The organism is Streptomyces sp. CB01635 (assembly GCF_002803065.1).
Classification (GTDB): domain Bacteria; phylum Actinomycetota; class Actinomycetes; order Streptomycetales; family Streptomycetaceae; genus Streptomyces.
This window is the reverse complement of record NZ_NNBL01000003.1, coordinates 537705-557921: the sequence shown is the minus strand read 5'-3', so window position 1 is coordinate 557921 and position 20217 is coordinate 537705. Positions and strand designations below refer to the sequence as shown.

Sequence of the window (20217 nt, the reverse complement as noted above, 5' to 3'; positions counted from 1 at the left end):
AGCCCCGTACCAACAGCGGCGTCAATGGTGGGGACTTGGAAATCCGTCAACCCGTTGCGACGCTGCGGCAAACCCTTGACAGGCCACTTTCGTCACCCTAGCTTCCCTCCCTGAAACGATTCATAGCCGAGTCGTATGGAGCCTAGTGTGATCAGCAGAAGACGACTGCTCAGCACGACCGCGACAGCCGCCCTGGGGACGGCCATCGCCTCCGCCGCACCGGGAGCCGCGCAGGCCGCGCCCGCCTCGGGAGCCGCCGCAAGGACTCGGGCCGCGAAGGCCGTGCGCGTGAGCGCGCCCACCGTCGAGTACGTGAGGCACCCGCTCGGCCTCGACGTGCCGCATCCCAGGCTGAGTTGGCCCCTGGTGTCGGACGAACCGGGCCGGGCCCAGAGCGCCTGTCAGATACGCGTCGCCACCACCGCGAGCCGCCTCGGCGACCCCGACGTGTGGGACAGCGGAAAGGTCGACTCCCCCGAGTCCACCCTCGTCCCCTACGCGGGCCCCGCCCTGGCCGCGCGTACCCGCTACTACTGGACGGTCCGAATCTGGGACACCACGGGCCGGGCCTCCGAGTGGAGCGAGCCGTCCTGGTGGGAGACCGGTCTGACCGCCGCGTCGGACTGGTCGGCCCGGTGGATCGGCGCGCCCGCGGCGCTGATCGGGACGCCCGCGCTCGACGACGCCTCCTGGATCTGGTTCCCCGAAGGCGACCCGGCCGCCGGCGCCCCGGCGGGAACCCGCTACTTCCGTGGCCGTGCCGACGTACCCGAAGGCCTGACCCGGGCCCGCCTGGTGATGACCGCCGACGACGGCTACACCGCGTACGTGAACGGCACCGAGGTGGCGCACGCCGACCCGGACGGCCCGGCGGAGAACTGGCGCCGCCCGGCCGTCGTCGACGTCACCGCCCAACTCCGCTCCGGTAGCGCTGTGTTGTCCGTCGCCGCCGTCAACGCCACGGACAGCCCCGCCGGCCTCCTCGGCCTCCTGGAGCTGACGACGGCGGACGGGGTGAAGATCTTCGCCACGGGCGCCGACTGGAAGGCCGCCGACCAGGAGCCCGCCGGTGACTGGAAGTCGGCCGGCTTCGACGACTCCTCGTGGAAGGCGGCGAAGGCGCTCGCGAAGTGGGGTTCGGGCCCGTGGGGCAAGGTCGCGCCGTCGCACTCCCCCGCCGCCCAGCTGCGCCACGAGTTCCGGCTCAAGGGCAGGTCCGTCGCGCGGGCGCGCCTCTACGCGTCGGCGCTCGGCCTGTACGAGGCCCACATCAACGGCGAGCGGGTCGGCGAGGACCGGCTCGCGCCGGGCTGGACGGACTACCGCAAGCGCGTCCAGTACCAGACGTACGACGTGACGAAACTGGTGAAATCCGGGGCCAACGCGCTCGGGGCGACGGTCGCCGCCGGCTGGTACGCCGGGAACATCGCCTGGTTCGGCCCGCATCAGTACGGCGAACGGCCCGCGTTCCTGGCCCAGTTGGAGGTCACGTACACCGACGGTTCGACCGAGCGGGTGCTGTCCGGCACGGACTGGCACGCCTCGACCGGGCCCGTCACCGAGGCCGACCTGATGGCGGGCGAGGAGTACGACGCACGCCTGGAGACCGACGGCTGGACGCGCGCCGGGTTCGACGACTCCGGCTGGGTCGCGGCCACCGCCGTCGACAAGGTGAGCGCCGCCCTGGTGGCCGAGGCAGGCGGTCCCACCCGCCTCGAACGGGAGCTGCCCGCACGGAAGATGACCGAGCCGAAGCCCGGCGTGTTCGTCTACGACCTCGGCCAGAACATGGTCGGCGCGGTCCGCCTCACCGTCGCCGGGAAGGCCGGCACCACCGTGCGGCTGCGGCACGCCGAGGTCCTCAACCCGGACGGCACGATCTACACCGCCAACCTCCGGACGGCGAAGGCCACCGACACGTACACGCTCAAGGGCGGCGGCAAGGAGACCTACGAGCCGCGGTTCACCTTCCACGGCTTCCGCTACGTCGAGGTGACCGGCTACCCCGGCAAGCCGCCGCTCGACGCCGTCGTGGGGCGGGTCATCCACACGTCGGCGCCCTTCACCATGGACTTCTCGACGAACGTACCGATGCTCAACCAACTGCACCAGAACATCACTTGGGGGCAGCGCGGCAACTTCGTCTCCATCCCCACCGACACTCCGGCACGCGACGAGCGGCTCGGCTGGACCGGCGACATCAACGTCTTCGCGCCGACGGCCGCCTACAACATGGAGTCGGCCCGCTTCCTCACCAAGTGGCTCGGCGACCTGCGCGACGGCCAGAGCGACGAGGGCGCCTTCACGAACGTGGCCCCCGACATGCCCGGCGTCGGCAACGGCGTCGCGGGCTGGGGCGACGCGGGCGTGACCGTTCCCTGGGCGCTGTACCAGGCGTACGGCGACATGCGCGTCCTCGAACAGTCCTGGGCGTCGATGCTGAAGTGGCTCGACTACCTGGAGAAGCACAGCAGCGGTTTCCTGCGCCCCGCCGAGGGCTTCGGCGACTGGCTCAACCTCCAGGACGAGACGCCCAAGGACGTCATCGGCACGGCCTACTTCGCCCACGCCGCCGACCTCGTCGCGCGGGCGGCGAAGGCGCTGGGCAAGGACCCGGCCCCGTACACCTCGCTGTTCGGCAGTGTGCGTGACGCGTTCCGCGCGGCGTACGTCTCGGACGGCGGCAAGGTGAAGGGCGACACGCAGACCGCGTATGTGCTCGCGCTGTCGATGGACCTGCTCGCGCAGGCCGACCGGGGTCCCGCCGCCGACCGTCTCGTCGCTCTCATCAAGGCCAAGGACTGGCACCTGTCGACGGGGTTCCTCGGCACTCCGCGCCTGCTGCCCGTCCTCACCGCGGCCGGTCACACCGACGTCGCCTACCGGCTGCTCGTCCAGCGGTCGTTCCCCAGTTGGGGCTACCAGATCGACAGGGGCGCTACGACGATGTGGGAGCGCTGGGACTCCATCAGGCCGGACGGCAGCTTCCAGGACGCCGGGATGAACTCGTTCAACCACTACGCGTACGGCTCGGTCGGCGAGTGGATGTACGCGAACATCGCCGGTATCGCGCCGGCCGAGCCGGGCTTCCGCAAGATCCTCGTGCGGCCACGGCCCGGTGGCGGGATCACGCGAGCTGAGGGGCGCTACGACTCCGTCCAGGGGCCGATCAGCACCAAGTGGTCGGTGGACTCCGACGGGTTCCGGCTCACGCTCACCGTGCCGGCCAACACGACCGCCGAGGTGTGGATCCCCGCTTCCGACGCGGCCGAGGTCGCCCACGGCGCGGCGAAGTTCCTCCGCATGGACGACGGGTGTGCCGTCTTCGCGGCGGCGTCCGGCACCCACCGCTTCTCCAACTGACGTACCGCGAGGCCCAGATGAGCCCATGCCTAAATCGATTCACTCCTGCCCGGTCCCGGTGCGGGCAGACGGAGGCACACAGACGTGACGGATGAAGCGAAGACAGCACAGGGGCCCGACCGGCGCGCCGTGCTCGGAGCGGGTGTGGGCGGGGCGGTGCTGGCCGCGGCCGGGCTGCCCCTCCTGGGCCCGGGAACGGCCGCGGCTGCGACGGCGGTTCGGGGATCGGCCGCCGGACCGGTCGCGGATGCGGCCTGGCACCGCTACGTCCAGGCGCCGTCCAGCCGTACGGTGCGACCGGTACGGATCGTCCGGTCCGCCGGTGACGTGACGCGTCCCGACGCCCTCCTCAAACCCGGCGGCCAGGTCACCGTCCTGCGCCGCCCCGAGCCTCCCGCGCCACCGCGCTGGCCCGACGGAACCACCGCGGAAGGCTCCACCACGCACGCCGGCAACAATGGAGGGGACGGCCAACCGCGCACGTACGACGCGCAGCACGCCGTCGACGGCGACCTCGACACGTTCTGGAACGACGACACCGAGCGCACCTTCCCCGACACCCTGACGGTGACGGCGCCCGATGCGCTCACGCTGTCGGGCCTGACCGTGGTGTCCGACACGGACGGCGTCCCCACCGACTTCACTGTGGACGCCTGGGTGGGCTCGGACTGGCGGAAGGTCGCCGCCGTCACCGGCAACAGCGCGGTGCAGCGCGCCGTCCGCTTCGACGCGCCGGTGTCCACGGCACGGGTGCGGATCACGGTCACGTCGGCCCAGGACCTCGGGCGGGGCGTGTTCACGCGGATCAACGAGGTCTGGCCCGAGGCCGTGGACCCGGTGGTGGCGCCGAGCGTGACGCTCGACTTCGGCAAGGTCGTTGTCGGCTACCCGATGGTCGACTTCGCCTCGGCGTCCGACAACCACCCGGGGGTGCGCCTCGCCTTCTCCGAGACGCTCCAGTTCCTCACCGACCGCTCCGACTTCACCCGCAACGACCAGGCGGGCGGCGCCTCGAAGGGAACGGACCAGTACGCCGTCCCTGCGGGTGGCGCCAAGTGGACGGACCGAAAGGGCTACGCCTCGGGCGGCGACAAGGTGTACGCGGACGGCCTGCACGGTTTCCGCTATCTCAGGATCACGCTGGACGCGCTGCCGTCCGACGCTCCCGCCGCACAGCCGTGGGGCACCGTGGCCGTGGACTCCGTGTCGCTCGACTTCACGGCGTATCTCGGCACACCGCAGTCGTACCGCGGCTGGTTCCTGTGCTCCGACGAGGAGCTGAACCGCTACTGGTACGGCGCCTCGTACACGAACGAGCTGGTCGTCGACACGTTCCGTGAGGACGACGTGGACCCGCGGGACGCCTTCAGCGCGTCGCTCGACGGGAAGCTCGTCCTGCACGACGGCGCGAAGCGGGACCGCGATCCGTACGTCGGCGACGTGGCGGTGGCGGGACGCACCCTCTATCTCACGCACGACGACGCGGCCGAAGCCGCGCGCAACGTGCTGGCGGACCTCGCCGAGCACCAGCGGGCCGACGGCTGGATCCCGCCGGCCTCCATCAACCGCTACACGCTCCCGCTGTTCGACTACCCGCTGTGGTGGGTGACGTGCAGCTGGGACTACGTCCTCTACACCGGCGACAAGGACTACGCCGAGCGCTACTACCCGCAGCTCGTCAAGGTCCTCGACACGTGGTACCCGAGCGTGACGGACGACGCGGGCCTGCTGAGCAAGGGCCTCAACGGCACGTCCGGGTACGGGGATTACGCGTTCCTCGGGCGCACAGGGCGCGTCACCTACTACAACGCCAACTATGTGCAGGCGCTGAGGGACGCGGCCCGGATCGCGGACCACGTGGGCCGGGGCGCGGACGCGGCGCGGTGGCGGGAGCGGGCGGACAAGGTCGCTCGGGCGGTCAACACGCATCTGTGGGACGAGGCGGCGGGCGCCTATCTGGACTCCGCGACCGGCGCCGTCCGGCACGCGCAGGACGGCAACGCGATCGCCATCACGTCGGGCGTCGCGGGCGCGGAGCGGGCGGCGTCGGCGCTCGCTCACCTGGACGCGACGACGAAACGCCGGTACGGCAACGCCTTCATGGACAACGACACCCTCTTCGGCGGTGCCTCCCAGCGGGTGTACGCCTTCACCTCGTACCCGGAGTTCGTGGCGCGCTTCGAGAGCGGCCTGGCCGACTCGGCGATCGACCAGATCAAGCGCACCTACGGTTGGATGGAGAGCCACGACCCCGGCATCACGCACTGGGAGGGCATCGGCCCGAACGGCTCGCTGTACGAGGGCGCGTACACGAGCATGGCGCACGGGTGGTCCACCGGAGTGCTGCCCGCGCTCACCCATCAGCTGCTCGGCGCGAAGCCGACCTCGCCTGGGTACGCCGATTGGGAGGTGCGTCCGTGCACCGGCTCGGTGCGCTGGGCGCGGGGTGAACTTCCCACGCCACATGGGCCGTTGGGCGTGGAGTGGGAGCGTGAGGGCGACACGTTCGCCTTGACCGTACGTGCGCCGCGGGGCACTCGGGGGGTCCTCGCGCTGCCCACGGACGGCCGGGGCGCGACCGTGCGTTCCGGCGGGCGGACGCTCTGGCGGGACGGCAGATCCGCGGCGCCCGGGGCGCGCATGGACTCCGGCCGTGTGACGGTCTCCGGGCTCGCGCCGGGCACCCACCGCTTCACGCTGACGTACAAGAGCTGAACTGTGCCTGCGGCCTGGGCGATCGGGCCGCAGGCGCGTCACCGACAAGGCCGTGCGGGGCCGTTGACACACCCCGCACGGCCCTTTAGCGTCAGGCTTTGAATCGTTTCACAACGATCGTTCGTTCACAGGAGAGACATGACCGGGTCCACAGCACACGAGGCGCGGACAGCGGCCGCCAAGGCCGTCCTGAAGCGCCAGTCGATCGAGACACCGTCCTGGGCATACGGAAACTCGGGCACCCGCTTCAAGGTGTTCGCCCAGGCCGGCGTGCCCCGCACCCCGCGGGAGAAGCTCGACGACGCCGCGCAGGTCCACGCGTTCACGGGGGCCGCGCCGACCGTGGCGCTGCACATACCGTGGGACCGCGTCGAGGGCGGACCCGAGGGATACGCGAAGCTCGCCGCGTACGCCGAGGAGCGCGGCGTGAAGCTGGGCGCGGTCAACTCCAATGTCTTCCAGGACGACGACTACAAGCTGGGCAGCGTCACCAACCCGGACCCCGCGGTGCGACGCAAGGCCGTCGGCCACCTCCTGGAGTGCGTCGACATCATGGACGCCACCGGCTCGCGCGATCTGAAGCTGTGGTTCTCCGACGGCACCAACTACCCCGGCCAGGACGACCTCAGGGACCGCCAGGACCGGCTCGAAGAGGCACTGCGGACCGTGTACGAGCGGCTGGGCGACGACCAGCGCATGGTGCTCGAGTACAAGCTCTTCGAGCCCGCCTTCTACGCCACCGACGTGCCGGACTGGGGCACGTCGTACGCGCACTGCCTCAAACTCGGCGAGAAGGCGCAGGTGTGTGTGGACACCGGGCATCACGCGCCGGGCACCAACATCGAGTTCATCGTCGCGTTCCTGCTGCGGGAGGGCCGGCTCGGCGCGTTCGACTTCAACTCGCGCTTCTACGCGGACGACGACCTGATGGTCGGCGCGGCGGACCCCTTCCAGCTGTTCAGGATCCTGTACGAGGTGCGGCGGGGCGGCGGTCTGGACGCCGACTCCGGGATCGCGTTCATGCTCGACCAGTGCCACAACATCGAGGCCAAGATCCCCGCGATCATCCGCTCGGTGATGAACGTCCAGGAGGCGACGGCCAAGGCTCTGCTCATCGACACCGAGGCGCTCGCGGCGGCGCAGCGGGAGGGCGACGTGCTGGCGGCCAACGGGGTGCTGATGGACGCGTACAACACGGACGTGCGTCCCCTACTGGGGGAGGTCAGGGAAGAGCTGGGGCTCGACCCGGATCCCATGGCGGCCTACCGGCGGTCAGGATGGCAGGAGCGGATCGTGAAGGACCGCGTCGGAGGCGTACAGGCCGGATGGGGGGCATGAGCGACATGGCGGAGCAGCACGCATGCGTGAACGAACTCCTTGAGCGTTCACACCGGTTGGGCGCGGATCCGCGCAATACGAACTATGCGGGGGGCAACACCTCGGCGAAGGGCACGTCGACCGACCCGGTGACCGGCGGTGACGTCGAGCTGATGTGGGTCAAGGGCTCCGGCGGTGACCTGGGGACACTCACGGCCGACGGGCTCGCGGTCCTGCGCCTGGACCGGCTGCGCGCGCTGGAGGGCGTCTATCCGGGGGTGGAGCGCGAGGACGAGATGGTCGCCGCGTTCGACTACTGCCTGCACGGCCGGGGCGGCGCCGCGCCGTCCATCGACACCGCGATGCACGGCCTGGTGGACGCGGCGCACGTGGACCATCTGCACCCCGACTCCGGGATCGCGCTCGCCTGCGCCGCGGACGGCGAGAAGCTCACCGCCGAGTGCTTCGGCGACACCGTGGTGTGGGTGCCCTGGCGCAGGCCCGGGTTCCAGCTCGGCCTGGACATCGCCGCGGTCAAGGAGGCCAACCCGCGCGCGATCGGCTGCGTCCTCGGCGGTCACGGCATCACGGCGTGGGGCGACACGGCACAGGAGTGCGAGCGGCGCTCCCTGCACATCATCCGTACCGCGGAGGCGTTCCTCGCCGAGCGGGGCAGGGCCGAGCCGTTCGGACCGCTGCTCGCGGGATACACCGGCGCAGGACCGGCGGCGCGAAGGGAGCGGGCCGCCGCGCTCGCCCCGTTCATCAGGGCGCTCGCCTCGCAGGACCGCCCCCAGGTGGGCCACTTCGACGACTCGGACGTCGTGCTCGACTTCCTGTCGCGCACCGAGCACCCGCGCCTCGCGGCCCTCGGCACGTCCTGCCCCGACCACTTCCTCCGTACGAAGGTCAGGCCCCTGGTCCTCGACCTGCCGCCGTCCGCCCCCCTGGACGAGGCGGTCGCGCGCCTGAAGGAACTGCACGCCGAGTACCGCGAGGAGTACGCGGCCTACTACGCGCGGCACGCGGGCCCGGACTCGCCGGCGATGCGGGGAGCCGATCCGGCGATCGTGCTCGTGCCCGGCGTCGGCATGTTCAGCTTCGGCAAGGACAAGCAGACGGCGCGCGTCGCGGGCGAGTTCTACGTCAACGCGATCAATGTGATGCGGGGCGCCGAAGCCGTGTCGGTGTACGCGCCGATCGAGGAGTCGGAGAAGTTCCGCATCGAGTACTGGTCCCTGGAGGAGGCCAAGCTCCGCCGGATGCCGAAGCCCAAGCCGCTCGCCACGCGGGTCGCGCTCGTGACGGGCGCGGGCAGCGGCATCGGGAAGGCGATCGCCCGCAGGCTCGTGGCGGAGGGCGCGTGCGTGGTGGTCGCGGATCTGAACGGGGACAACGCGGCCGCCGTGGCCGAGGAGTTGGGCGGTCCCGACAAGGCGGTGGCCGTCACGGTCGATGTGACGTCGGAGGAGCAGATCGTCGAGGCGTTCGGGGCGGCGGTCCTGGCGTTCGGCGGGGTCGACCTCGTGGTGAACAACGCGGGCATCTCCATCTCGAAGCCGCTCCTGGAGACCACGGCCCGCGACTGGGACCTCCAGCACGACATCATGGCGCGCGGCTCCTTCCTCGTCTCGCGCGAGGCCGCCCGTGTCATGCGGGCGCAGGGGCTGGGCGGCGACCTCGTGTACATCGCCTCGAAGAACGCGGTGTTCGCGGGCCCGAACAACGTCGCGTACTCCGCGACCAAGGCCGATCAGGCACATCAGGTCCGGCTCCTGGCAGCCGAGTTGGGCGAGCACGGCATCCGGGTCAACGGGGTGAATCCGGACGGTGTGGTGCGCGGTTCCGGGATCTTCGCGGGCGGCTGGGGGGCGCAGCGCGCGGCGACGTACGGGATCGAGGAGGAGAAGCTCGGCGAGTTCTACGCGCAGCGGACCCTCCTCAAGCGCGAGGTGCTGCCGGAGCATGTCGCGAACGCGGTGTTCGCCCTGACGGCCGGGGACCTCACGCACACGACGGGGCTGCACATACCCGTGGACGCCGGCGTCGCCGCGGCCTTCCTGCGATGAGCTCCGTGGCGAGGGGTTCGGTGGGGGCGCGCGAGGGCGCGTTCGCCGCGGTCGATCTGGGTGCCTCCAGCGGGCGCGTCATGATCGGCCGGGTCGGCCCCGGCAGCCTCGGCCTGGTGGAGGCCCACCGCTTCCCCAACCGTCCGGTGCGGCTTCCGGAGGGGCTGCGCTGGGACGTGCTCGGCCTGTACGCGGGTGTGCTTGACGGGCTGCGGGCCGCGGGAGCGACGGCGGGCGGGCGGCTCGCGTCCGTCGGTATCGACAGCTGGGCCGTGGACTACGGCCTCCTCGACGCGGACGGCGCGCTGCTCGGCCAGCCCGTGCACTACCGCGACGGGCGCACCGAGGGCGTGGCGGAGAAGGTGTGGGCGAGCGTGCCGGCGGCAGAGCTGTATGCGGCGACAGGGCTGCAGTACGCGCCGTTCAACACGCTCTACCAGCTCGTGGCGGCACAGGGCTCCGCTCAACTGGCGGCTTCGCGCCGCCTGTTGCTGATCCCCGATCTGATCTCGTACTGGCTGACCGGCGAGCAGGGTACTGAGGTGACCAACGCCTCGACGACCCAGCTGATCGACCCGCGCACCGGTGAGTGGGCATCCTCGGTCGCCGAGCGCCTCGGAGTCGATCTCGGGCTCTTCGCGCCGCTGCGGCGGCCCGGGGAGCCGGCGGGACAGCTGCTGCAGGAGGTCCTGGAGGAGACGGGGCTGACGGGTCCGGTTCCCGTGACGGCCGTCGGCTCGCACGACACGGCCTCCGCGGTGGCCGCCGTCCCGGCCGCACCCGGCGAGCGGTTCGCCTACATCTGCACCGGCACCTGGTCGCTGGCCGGTCTCGAACTCGACGCCCCTGTCCTGAGCGAGGCGAGCCGCGCCGCGAACTTCACGAACGAGCTGGGCCTGGACGGCACGGTCCGCTATCTGCGCAACATCATGGGCCTGTGGCTGCTCCAGGAGTGCCTGCGCTCCTGGGGGGATCCCGAACTGGGGGTGCTGCTGCGGGAGGCGGGGGCCGTCGCGCCGCTGCGATCGGTGGTGGACGCGGGTGATGCCGCGTTCCTCGCCCCGGGCCGGATGCCCGAGCGCATCGCCGAGGCGTGCCGGGCCACGGGCCAGCCCGTGCCGCGCACCCGGGCCGAGACGACCCGGTGCATCCTCGACTCCCTGGCGCTCGCGCACCGGCGGGCGATCGTCGACGCGGCACGCCTGGCCGACCACGCGGTCGACGTCGTGCACATCGTGGGCGGCGGCGCCCGTAACGCCCTGCTGTGCCAGCTGACCGCCGACGCGTGCGGTCTCCCGGTGGTGGCGGGCCCGGCCGAGGCGGCGGCCCTGGGCAACGTACTCGTGCAGGCGCGCGCCCATGGCCTCGTCGGCGAACGGGAGGCGATACGCGAACTCCTCGCCCGCACCCAGTCCCTGACCCGGTACGAACCGCGGGGGAACCACACCGCGTGGCGGGCCGCCGAGCGGCGTCTCGCCGAACGGTGACGCCAGGTGTCTCCCCTCCGGGCCGCCTGCCGCGTACCCTGCACCCATCCGATGATCGATACGAAGGGGCCGCGATGCGCGTCGCACTGTTCCTGACGTGTGTCAACGACACGCTCTATCCGGACACCGGCCGTGCGGTGGTGAAACTCCTGACCAGGCTGGGTGTCGACATCGACTTCCCGATGGGGCAGACCTGTTGCGGGCAGGCGCACTACAACACCGGCTATCGCCATGAGGCGGAGCCGCTCGCCCGGAAGTTCTCCGATGTATTCGGTGAATACGACGCGATCGTGACGCCGTCGGGGTCATGCGGGGCGATGGTGCGCGAGCTGTATCCGCGAATGGGCGAGCGCGCCCGCGCGGAGGGCCGCGGCGACGCGCTCGCGGCCACTCTGGCGCCGGTCGTACCGAAGACGTACGAGCTCACCGAGTTCCTGGTGGACGTGCTCGGCGTGACGGACGTGGGCGCGTACTACCCGCACACGGTGACGTACCACCCGACGTGCCACGGCCTGCGCTCCCTCGGCCTCGGCGAGCGGCCCTACCAGCTGCTCAAGGCGGTCAAGGGACTTGAGCTCAAGGAGCTGCCGGGTGCACAGGAGTGCTGCGGGTTCGGCGGCACGTTCGCGGTGAAGAACTCCGATGTCTCGGCGGCGATGGGAGAGGACAAGGTCCGCAACGCCGGGTCGACCGGCGCCGACGTCCTGTGCGCGGCGGACAACTCCTGCCTGATGCACCTCGGCGGCACGATGTCCCGCCTGCACACCGCGATGCGCCCCGTCCACATCGCGGAGATCCTGGCGAGCACGGAAGAGGAGCCCCTGTCATGAGCGGCAGCACCTTCGTCGGCATGCCTGCATTCCCGAAGGCCGCCCATGAGGCCGTCGGCAACACCACCCTCCGCGCGAACCTCCGGCACGCCACGCACACCATCCGCGACAAGCGCGCCAAGGCCGTCGCGGAGCTCGACGACTGGGCGCTCCTGCGCGAGGCCGGCAAGCAGATCAAGGACCACACGCTCCGCCATCTCGACACCTATCTCGTGCAGTTGGAGGAGGCGGTCACCGCGGCGGGCGGCGTCGTCCACTGGGCCGCCGACGCCGACGAGGCCAACCGGATCGTGACGCGCCTGGTCAAGGAGACCGGCGAGTCCGAAGTGGTCAAGGTCAAGTCGATGGCCACCCAGGAAATCGGACTGAACGAGGCGCTGGAGGCCGAGGGCATCCACGCCTACGAGACCGACCTCGCCGAACTCATCGTGCAGCTCGGCCACGACCGCCCCTCCCACATCCTCGTCCCGGCCATCCACCGCAACCGCGGCGAGATCCGCGACATCTTCGCCAAGGAGATGGGCGCGTGGGGCCGCCCGGCGCCCGAGGGTCTGACGGACACCCCCGCCGAGCTGGCCGAGGCCGCACGCCTCCACCTGCGCGAGAAGTTCCTGCGCGCCAAGGTCGGCATCTCCGGCGCGAACTTCATGGTCGCCGAGACCGGCACCCTCGTCGTCGTCGAGTCCGAGGGCAACGGCCGCATGTGCCTCACCCTCCCCGAGACCCTGATCTCCGTCGTCGGCATCGAGAAGATCGTCCCCACCTGGCGCGACCTCGAGGTCTTCCTCCAGACGCTCCCCCGCTCCTCGACGGCCGAGCGCATGAACCCGTACACGTCGATGTGGACCGGCACCAGCGACGCCGAGACCGCGGACGGCCCGCGCGCCTTCCACCTCGTCCTCCTCGACAACGGCCGCACCGACACCCTCGCCGACGAGGTCGGCCGCCAAGCCCTGCGCTGCATCCGCTGCTCGGCCTGCCTGAACGTGTGCCCGGTGTACGAGAGGGCCGGCGGGCACGCATACGGCTCCGTCTACCCCGGCCCCATCGGCGCGATCCTCAGCCCTCAACTGAGAGGCACGGCCAGCGAGATCGACGCCTCGCTCCCCTACGCCTCCAGCCTGTGCGGCGCCTGTTACGAGGTGTGCCCGGTCGCCATCGACATCCCCGAGGTCCTCGTCCATCTGCGCGAGCGGATCGTGCAGGGCGGGCCGGCCACCCGGCACGGCAACAGGGTGGTCCTGAAGCCGGCGAAGGGGCATGCGGCTGAGCGGGCGGCGATGCGCGCGGCCGGCTGGGCGTTCACCCACCCCGGGGCGCTGCGCGCCGGCCAGCGCGTGGCCTCGCGCACGCGCCGCTTCCATCCTCGAACGCTCCCCGGTCCCGGCCGGGCCTGGAGCGCGACGCGGGATCTGCCGCTGGTGCCGGCGGAGCCCTTCAGGGACTGGTGGCAGCGCACGCACGGCGACAAGGAGAGCGGCAAGTGAGCAGCAGGGACATCATCCTGGGCCGGGTGCGGCGCGCGCTGGGAGAGGCGCCCCGGGGCGATGCGCCCGAGTCGTACGAGACGGCCGTGGACCGGGAGTACCGGCGCGAGCACGGCGCCCGGACCACCGAGGAGACCGTCGACCTGCTCGCGGAGAACCTGGCTGACTACCGGGCGATCGTGCACCGCACGGACCCGGAGGAGCTGCCCTGTCTGATCATGCGGCTGCTCAACGAGCGCTGGCCGGACACCGTGCTGGTACCGCCGGGGCTGCCGCCCGAGTGGATGTCGGCCGCCGACCCGCCGCGTATCCACGACCGCGCGGTCAGCACCGCCGCGGAGCTGGACCGGTCCGGGGCCGTCGTCACGGGCTGCGCGGTCGCCATCGCCGAGACCGGGACGATCGTGCTCGACGGCTCGCCCGCCCAGGGCCGCAGGCGCATCACGCTGATCCCCGATCACCACATCTGCGTCGTCCGCGTCCCGGACCAGGTCGTCTCCTCCGTCCCGCAGGCCCTTGAACGGCTCGACCCCACGCGTCCCCTGACGTGGATCTCCGGTCCGTCCGCCACGAGCGACATCGAACTCGACCGGGTCGAGGGCGTGCACGGCCCGCGCACCCTGGAGGTGGTGCTGGTGAGCGGCGGGTGACGGACGCGGCTAGCGTGAGGGAATGATCCGGTTCGACCAAGTCACCAAGCGGTACGCGGACGGCACCATGGCCGTGGACGACCTGACCTTCGAAGTCGGCGAGGGCGAACTGGTCACCCTGGTCGGCCCGTCGGGCTGCGGGAAGACCACCACGATGTTGATGGTCAACCGGCTCATCGAACCCACGTCCGGCCGGATCTTCGTCGACGGCGAGGACATCTCCGAGGTCGACCCGGTCAAGCTGCGCCGCCGCATCGGATACGTCATCCAGCAGGTCGGCCTCTTCCCGCACCGCACGATCCTCGACAACACGGCGACCGTGCCCGCGCTGATCGGCTGGAAGAAGTCCAGGGCGCGTGCCCGGGCCGCCGAGCTGCTCGACCTGGTCGGACTCGACCCGAAGCTGTACGGGTCCCGCTACCCGGAACAGTTGTCGGGCGGCCAGCGCCAGCGCGTCGGCGTGGCCCGCGCGCTCGCCGCCGACCCGCCGGTGCTCCTGATGGACGAGCCGTTCGGCGCGGTCGACCCGGTGGTCCGCGAGCAGTTGCAGGACGAGTTCCTGCGGATGCAGGCCGCCGTGCGCAAGACGGTTCTCCTGGTCACGCACGACATCGAGGAGGCCGTCAGGCTCGGCGACCGGATCGCCGTTTACGGTCAGGGCCGTATCGAGCAGTTCGACACGCCGGGCGCGGTGCTCGGCACGCCCGCGACCCCGTATGTCGCCGAGTTCGTCGGCGCCGACCGCGGTCTGAAGCGGCTCTCCGTGACGGAGATCGAGCCGGACGACCTGGACCAGCCCGCGGTGGCCCGCGCGGGCGAGCCCGCCCGGGACGCCGCCGCCCGGCTGCGTGACGAGGACGCGCGCTGGGCCGTCGTCCTCGACGCGGACGGCGATCTGCACGGCTGGGTGGGCATCGACGAGGTGTCGCTCGCGGGCGAGGACGAGCTGGTCGGCGACCTGGCCCACCGCATGAACGCCTGGGTCCCTGTCGGCGCCCCGCTCAAGCAGGCGTTCGGCGTGATGCTCCAGCACGACGCGGGCTGGGTCGCCGTCCTCGACGGCGCCCGCTTCCTCGGCGTGCTGACCCCGGCGAAACTCCATGAGGCGCTGCGCCGCTCGGTGGACGCGGACGCCCGGGGCGTGGCACGGGACGAGGTGAGTTTCGACTCGGTCGCCGACGCGTGACGGGCCCACTCCCTCGTAGAAGTTGAGCTCTTGAGCAGCCCCTTCGACTCCAGGTACGAGCGCGCCACGTCCTCCGGAAGCCTGCGCCAGCTGTCCACCTGCTGGTTCATGGACGCCAGGTCCTGGGTGGTCAGTACGGAGTTCAGCGCGCCGAGGACCTTGGCGACGCGCTCGCTGCCCGCCCGCGACCGGTTGACGACCGGCACGATGTAGTCGGCGTTCTGCAGATGCTTGTCGTCGGCGAGCAGCACGAGGCCGAAGTCGGACAGGGTCGCGTCGGTCGTCGTGGTGAGCACCATCTGGTCCTTGCCGTCCTGGACCGCCGTCTTCGACTGGGTGGTGCCGACGCCCTTGGGGTCGACGCCGGTGACGTCGATGCCGTACGTCTTCTTCAGGCCCGGCTCGCAGTACGGCCGTTGGACGCACTCGTCGCCCGCCGCGAGCCGCACCTTCAGGCCGGACGCGCCGAGGTCGCTGAGGGTCTTGAGGCGGTACTGCTTCGCGAAGGCGGTGGTCACCGCGAAGGCGTTCTGGTCGACTGCCTTGCCCGGGTCGAGGACGGTGAGCCCGCGCGGGGCGGAGAGGCCGCGCAGCGCCTTCATGGTGGCGTCGAGGTCGGGCGATCCGACGGGTGGGGCCTTGGCGCCGTTCGTCTTGGCGTTGAGCCAGTCGGCGAAGGTCGCCGCGTACTCGGGCACGACGTCGATCTGCCCGGATTCCAGGGCGGGTTCGTACAGTTCGCGGTTGGCGACGGACAGGATCTTGGTGCTGTATCCGGCCCGCTTCAGGAGCAGGGCGTACATCTGGGCGAGCACGTCGCTCTCGGTGAAGCCGGCCGTGCCGATGGTGAGGTGCTTGCTGTCTCCGGGCGGGGCGGTCACCGCGCCCTGGTTCTCCAGGGAGGGTCCGCCGGAGCATGCGCCGACCAGAAACAGCGGGAGAAGCGGGAGGAGTACGGCTGTTGCTGTTGTCCGGCGCCGTAAGGCCCTCATCAGGGCCTCCCCCGGGCGAGGGCGGGCGCGAACCGTTCGGCGAGCTCGAAGACCCCCTCGACGAGCAGCGCGAAGACGGCGACGAGGACGGCGCCCGCGACGACCTGCGGGGTGCTCGCCAGGTTGAACCCGGCGGTGATGATGCGGCCGAGGCCGCCGCCGCCCGCGAGGGCCGCGATCGTCGCGGTGGCGACGAGCTGCACGGCGGCGATCCGCACCCCGTTCATGATCATCGGCAGGGCGAGGGGCGCCTCCACCTGGAACAGCATCTGACGTCCCGTCATCCCCATGCCGCGGGCGGCCTGGACGATGTCACGGTCGACGCCGCGCATCCCGACGTAGGCGTTCGTGAGCAGCGGCGGCACCGCGAAAAGCACCAGGGCGACGACGGTGGGTCCCTCGCCGTACTTGCCGAGCGGGGTCAGCAGGAGCAGGACGAGGACCGCGAAGGTGGGGACGGCCCGGCCGACGTTGGAGATGTTCACGGCGAGCGCGCCGCCCTTGCCGAGGTGGCCGAGGACGAGCGCGACGGGCAGGGCGATCAGGCAGCTGATGACCAGGCAGACGAGGGTCAGGACGACGTGCTGGGCGAGCCGGTGCCAGATGCCGTCGTCGCCGGACCAGTGCGAGGCGTCGGCGAGCCAGCCCCAGGCGTCGGTGAGGGTCTTCACGCGTGGCTCGCTCTCGTCCAGGGAGTGAGGATCCGCTGCACCCCGAGCAGCAGCAGGTCAGCGACGACCGCGATGACGACGCACAGCACGGACGCGGTGAGGACCTGGGCCTTGAAGAACGTGTTCATGCCCGCGTAGATGAGATTGCCGAGGCCGCCGTAGCCGACGATGGCGCCCACCGTGACGAGGGAGACGGCGGAGACCATGGCGATGCGCAGGCCCGCCATCGCGGCCGGCAGGGCGAGGGGCAGCTCCACGGTGAGCAGCAGCCTGACCGGCCCGTATCCCATACCGCGCGCGGCCTGCCGGGTGTCTTCGGGCACCGCGCGCAGGCCCGCGAGGATGTTCCGCACGAGGAGGGTGAGCGAGTACAGCACGAGCCCCGCGACGACGAGGGACGCGGACAGGCCGTACGCCGGCAGCAGCAGCGAGAACATCGCGAGCGACGGGATCGTGTAGAGGATCGTTGTCAGCCCGAGGACGGGGCCTGCCGCGAGGGACCAGCGGCGAGCGAGAACGGCGAGCGGCACGGCGATCACCAGCGCGATCAGGACGGCGAGCGCGGTGAGCTGGAGGTGCTGGACGACCGCGTCGAGCAGGATGTGGCGGCGGGTGCTCAGGTACTCGCGGCAGATCCAGTCGTTGTTCGCCAGACAGTCGTCGGGCGGCGCGCTGCCGGGGCTCGGGGTGAGGGGTCCGCTCCATGGGGGCACTCGTCCATTCCAGTGGCAGGCGCGGACGGCGGCGCGCTGGATGACCCGTACGGCGTACGGCCGCGGGTGCCGGAGCCGGCTCGACCGGGCGTCCTCGCGACGGAGTGCGCCCCGGTCAGGTGTCCTTGAAGCCGATCGACGCGTGGGTACCGTCGCAGAACGGCTTGTTGCGCGAGGCGCCGCAGCGGCACAGGGTCACGCGGTTGCGGACCTCGTACGGCGCGCCGTCGGCGGCGGTCACCGGAATGCCGCCGCGCACCCAGATCCCTCCGCTGACGCCTTCCTGCGGGTCCTCGATGATGCCGATGGACGGCGGGAGTTCCGGCTCGACGGGACGGCCCTCGGCGAGGTTCCAGGCGACGAGGCGCCCTGAGGGGCAGTCGCCCGTCTCGCGTTCCACCACGTCGGCGGTGCCCTTCTCCTCGACGAGGTTCCACACCTGCCCGTCGGCGTCGCAGAACCGCGCGAAGGCGCACAGGGGCTGGGCGTCGGTGAGGGTGAGCTCGGGTCCGTCCTGCTCGTCGGCCTGCTCCAGATAGGGCAGCCGGCTCGCGGTCTCGGTGCCGTCGAACCCGGCCCGCACATGGCTGCGGTCGCAGAACGGCTTGTTCGCGGACTGCCCGCAGCGGCACAGCTCGTACGTCTCCTCGGTGTCGTACGTGCGTTGCTGCCACCACTCGACGGACTGGCCCCGCGCGTCGGTGGCGATGACGAGCTGGATGAGAGGGACACCGCCGGTGACGAGGTACGGCCCGTTCTCCGAGACGCGTACGCCCTGCGCCGAGGCGGAGTGCGGGGCGGGGTCCTGCGCGTCCGGCATGGGGACCCTTCCTGATGCTGCGTGCGGCGGCCCCCTGTTCCAGCCTTGCGGAGGGGGTCGCGGGGCGCCACAGGAGAGGGTCCGTGCCGAGGGCCCGCGCTGCCCGAGGTGTGGGAGCGGCCCACCTCCCCCACACCCGCGAAACCGCTTCCCGACGCCGGACCTCCACGACCCGGCGCCGGGCGCGGGTCGCTCAGCGTCCGGCCTGGAGCGGGTAGTGGTCCGACAGGTTGTTGTACGTGTAGCTCGTGCCCCAACTGCTCACGGTCCAGGGCGAGGTGGTCTCCTTGACCACGTTGTTGACCCACCCCGTCGGCCGCGCATGACCCTGGACGTGCAGGACGTAGTCCAGGTCCTCCTTGGGTTCGCCCGGGTAGCGGTAGCTCGCGATCGAGTTCGCCTCGGTGTCGAACGAGTACGGGTGCCCGGTCCGCGAGTCGGCCCCGACCAAGCCGCCGTCGGCGAGCATGGAGGCGTACTCCGTGCCGTGCGAGTCGACGTTCAGGTCGCCCGCCACCATGACCTGCTCGCCGGCCGGGATGTGCTTGGCGTCGAGGAAGGACTTGATGGCCTTGAACTGGAGGCTGCGGTCCTTGACCGCCTCACCGGCCCCGCACCCGGAGTCCGTGGACTGGGTGTGCGTCCCGACCACGTGCACCTTCGCGCCGTTCACGTCGAGGACGGCGTAGACGAAGCCCTTGTTGGACCACCAGTCGGAGCCGCACGCGTCCTTGTAGACGTACTGCTCCTTGTGCACGATCGGCCACTTGCTGAGCAGCGTCACGCCGCCGTCCTCGGGCGTCGTCGACGAGTACGAGCCGCCGGTGGCGTCCCAGCCGTCCTTGGACCGCCCGACGACGGGGGTCTGGTACGGGTACTGCGCCGCCGCGTTGCTCTTCAGCGCGTCGGACGTCGTGTTGTCGAACGCCTCCTGGAGCACGACGACGTCGTTGCCCTGGAAGAACGGCGCGGCCGGGATGGCCGCCGCCCGGTGCGCCTGACCCCAGTTGGGGTAGAGGTTCGTGCTCATCAGGAACGTGTTGTACGTCAGGACCTTGAGCCTCGGCGTATCGGCCGATGTCGCCGCCGACGCCTGCGGGGCGGTCAGCACCGCGGAGGCGGCGGCGAGGGTGACGGCGAGGGCGGAACCGGTCGTGCGGCGGGCAACGCGGGACACGTGGCCTCCCGTTTCTTGTGGGGGAGTTGTGAGGGACGTGAGCACGCCACATCAAAGCAGCCGCAGTTACTTCCGGGTAACCACCGGGTGGCCACTTTCTGCCGATCCCTTTACCCGCGTGGGCTAGCTCACGCGCCGCAGCTGTGCCGACAGGTGGTGCTGGAGCGGCATCCCGACGGCCTCGAGGTCGTGGGTGAACGTGAGCGTGCCGTCGTCGGTCAGCGCGTAGCGGCGGCGCGTGGCCTTGACCTCCTTGGCAGTGGGCGTGAGCGCCACCTGGTCGGTGGAGAGGTCGACCGTGTTGCCGTCCGCGGTGCCGACGGAGATCTCCGCGATGCCGGTCGGCTGCGTGATCAGTGACTCCACCCGGCCCTCGGGCTGGAGCCGCCACCAGCCGCTCTCCCGCGCCGACGGCCTCAGCGGCGCACCGTCGGCGTCGAGCAGCCAGGCCCGGGCCTCGAAACGGAGGAACGGCCGGCCGTCGTGGCTGAAGGTGATCTCCTGCGCGTAGGTGAACTCCCCCTCGAGCGTGGGATATCCGCCCTGTCCGCGTCCGCGCCAGATGCCCAGAAGGCCCAGCACGGGCGCCAGCAGCGGATGCGGGGCGGGAGCCTCGTCCGGGCTGGTGCTGTCGGGGTACGGGTGGGCCGGTGCGGGGTCGTACACGGTGCGCGCTCCTGAGGTCGGTGCCTGTGCCTCGTGAAGCCTAGGGCTTCTCGTTCGGACCAGGCTGGGCTCGC

Annotated in this window: 14 protein-coding genes and 1 pseudogene; 9 read left to right on the top strand and 6 right to left on the bottom strand. The window is 71.3% G+C overall.

Annotated elements, in window-relative coordinates; genetic code table 11:
• Window positions 1-147: 147 nt before the first annotated feature.
• The 9 genes from CG723_RS10680 to CG723_RS10640 all read left to right on the top strand — a co-directional run bounded on the left by CG723_RS10680 (window position 148) and on the right by CG723_RS10640 (window position 15104).
• Window positions 148-3363 (top strand): alpha-L-rhamnosidase, encoded by a 3216-nt coding sequence (locus CG723_RS10680; RefSeq protein WP_100593039.1) that lies wholly within the window; start codon window positions 148-150, stop codon window positions 3361-3363.
• 84 nt (window positions 3364-3447) lie between these two features.
• Complete coding sequence (locus CG723_RS10675) at window positions 3448-6078, top strand: alpha-L-rhamnosidase-related protein (protein ID WP_100593038.1); 2631 nt, start codon at window positions 3448-3450, stop codon at window positions 6076-6078.
• A gap of 138 nt (window positions 6079-6216) precedes the next feature.
• Window positions 6217-7416, top strand: coding sequence for an L-rhamnose isomerase (gene rhaI, locus CG723_RS10670; protein ID WP_100593037.1), 1200 nt, complete (start codon window positions 6217-6219; stop codon window positions 7414-7416).
• Window positions 7417-7421: 5 nt separating this feature from the next.
• Window positions 7422-9464 (top strand): bifunctional aldolase/short-chain dehydrogenase, encoded by a 2043-nt coding sequence (locus CG723_RS10665; protein WP_100593798.1) that lies wholly within the window; start codon window positions 7422-7424, stop codon window positions 9462-9464.
• A complete protein-coding gene (locus CG723_RS10660) occupies window positions 9461-10951 on the top strand; it encodes a rhamnulokinase (protein ID WP_100593036.1) in 1491 nt (496 codons plus the stop codon). Before CG723_RS10665 ends, CG723_RS10660 begins: the two co-directional genes overlap by 4 nt.
• 74 nt (window positions 10952-11025) lie before the next feature.
• A complete protein-coding gene (locus CG723_RS10655; protein WP_100593035.1) occupies window positions 11026-11781 on the top strand; it encodes a (Fe-S)-binding protein in 756 nt (251 codons plus the stop codon).
• On the top strand, window positions 11778-13268 hold the full coding sequence (locus CG723_RS10650) for a LutB/LldF family L-lactate oxidation iron-sulfur protein (RefSeq protein WP_100593034.1): 1491 nt from the start codon (window positions 11778-11780) through the stop codon (window positions 13266-13268). The genes CG723_RS10655 and CG723_RS10650 overlap by 4 nt, the downstream gene beginning before the upstream one ends.
• Complete coding sequence (locus tag CG723_RS10645; RefSeq protein ID WP_100593033.1) at window positions 13265-13918, top strand: LutC/YkgG family protein; 654 nt, start codon at window positions 13265-13267, stop codon at window positions 13916-13918. The genes CG723_RS10650 and CG723_RS10645 overlap by 4 nt, the downstream gene beginning before the upstream one ends.
• 22 nt (window positions 13919-13940) lie before the next feature.
• Window positions 13941-15104: an ABC transporter ATP-binding protein gene (locus CG723_RS10640; protein WP_100593032.1), complete on the top strand. Its 1164-nt coding sequence runs from the start codon at window positions 13941-13943 to the stop codon at window positions 15102-15104.
• Window positions 15105-15133: 29 nt separating this feature from the next.
• Here the strand turns inward: CG723_RS10640 and CG723_RS10635 are convergent.
• The 6 genes and pseudogenes from CG723_RS10635 to CG723_RS10610 all read right to left on the bottom strand — a co-directional run.
• Window positions 15134-16096: pseudogene (locus tag CG723_RS10635) on the bottom strand (ABC transporter substrate-binding protein); the annotation flags it as partial.
• Window positions 16096-16767, bottom strand: coding sequence for an ABC transporter permease (locus CG723_RS10630; RefSeq protein ID WP_100593031.1), 672 nt, complete (start codon window positions 16765-16767; stop codon window positions 16096-16098). The gene CG723_RS10630 and the pseudogene CG723_RS10635, both read right to left, overlap by 1 nt.
• Window positions 16764-17480, bottom strand: coding sequence for an ABC transporter permease (locus CG723_RS10625; protein ID WP_100593030.1), 717 nt, complete (start codon window positions 17478-17480; stop codon window positions 16764-16766). The genes CG723_RS10630 and CG723_RS10625 overlap by 4 nt, the downstream gene beginning before the upstream one ends.
• Window positions 17481-17595: 115 nt before the next feature.
• Window positions 17596-18300: a CDGSH iron-sulfur domain-containing protein gene (locus CG723_RS10620; RefSeq protein ID WP_100593029.1), complete on the bottom strand. Its 705-nt coding sequence runs from the start codon at window positions 18298-18300 to the stop codon at window positions 17596-17598.
• A gap of 193 nt (window positions 18301-18493) precedes the next feature.
• Entirely contained in the window at window positions 18494-19477 is a 984-nt protein-coding gene (gene sph / locus CG723_RS10615; RefSeq protein ID WP_100593028.1) for a sphingomyelin phosphodiesterase, read from the bottom strand.
• Window positions 19478-19600: 123 nt separating this feature from the next.
• Window positions 19601-20143: an FABP family protein gene (locus CG723_RS10610; RefSeq protein WP_100593027.1), complete on the bottom strand. Its 543-nt coding sequence runs from the start codon at window positions 20141-20143 to the stop codon at window positions 19601-19603.
• Window positions 20144-20217 lie beyond the last annotated feature (74 nt).

Bases quoted from the DNA above. Each gene is read 5' to 3' on its own strand.
- rhaI (WP_100593037.1), top strand. From the start codon at position 6,217: ATGACCGGGTCCACAGCACACGAGGCGCGGACAGCGGCCGCCAAGGCC.
- CG723_RS10665 (WP_100593798.1), top strand. From the start codon at position 7,422: ATGGCGGAGCAGCACGCATGCGTGAACGAACTCCTTGAGCGTTCACAC.
- CG723_RS10660 (WP_100593036.1), top strand. From the start codon at position 9,461: ATGAGCTCCGTGGCGAGGGGTTCGGTGGGGGCGCGCGAGGGCGCGTTC.
- CG723_RS10655 (WP_100593035.1), top strand. From the start codon at position 11,026: ATGCGCGTCGCACTGTTCCTGACGTGTGTCAACGACACGCTCTATCCG.
- CG723_RS10650 (WP_100593034.1), top strand. From the start codon at position 11,778: ATGAGCGGCAGCACCTTCGTCGGCATGCCTGCATTCCCGAAGGCCGCC.
- CG723_RS10640 (WP_100593032.1), top strand. From the start codon at position 13,941: ATGATCCGGTTCGACCAAGTCACCAAGCGGTACGCGGACGGCACCATG.
- CG723_RS10620 (WP_100593029.1), bottom strand. From the start codon at position 18,300: ATGCCGGACGCGCAGGACCCCGCCCCGCACTCCGCCTCGGCGCAGGGC.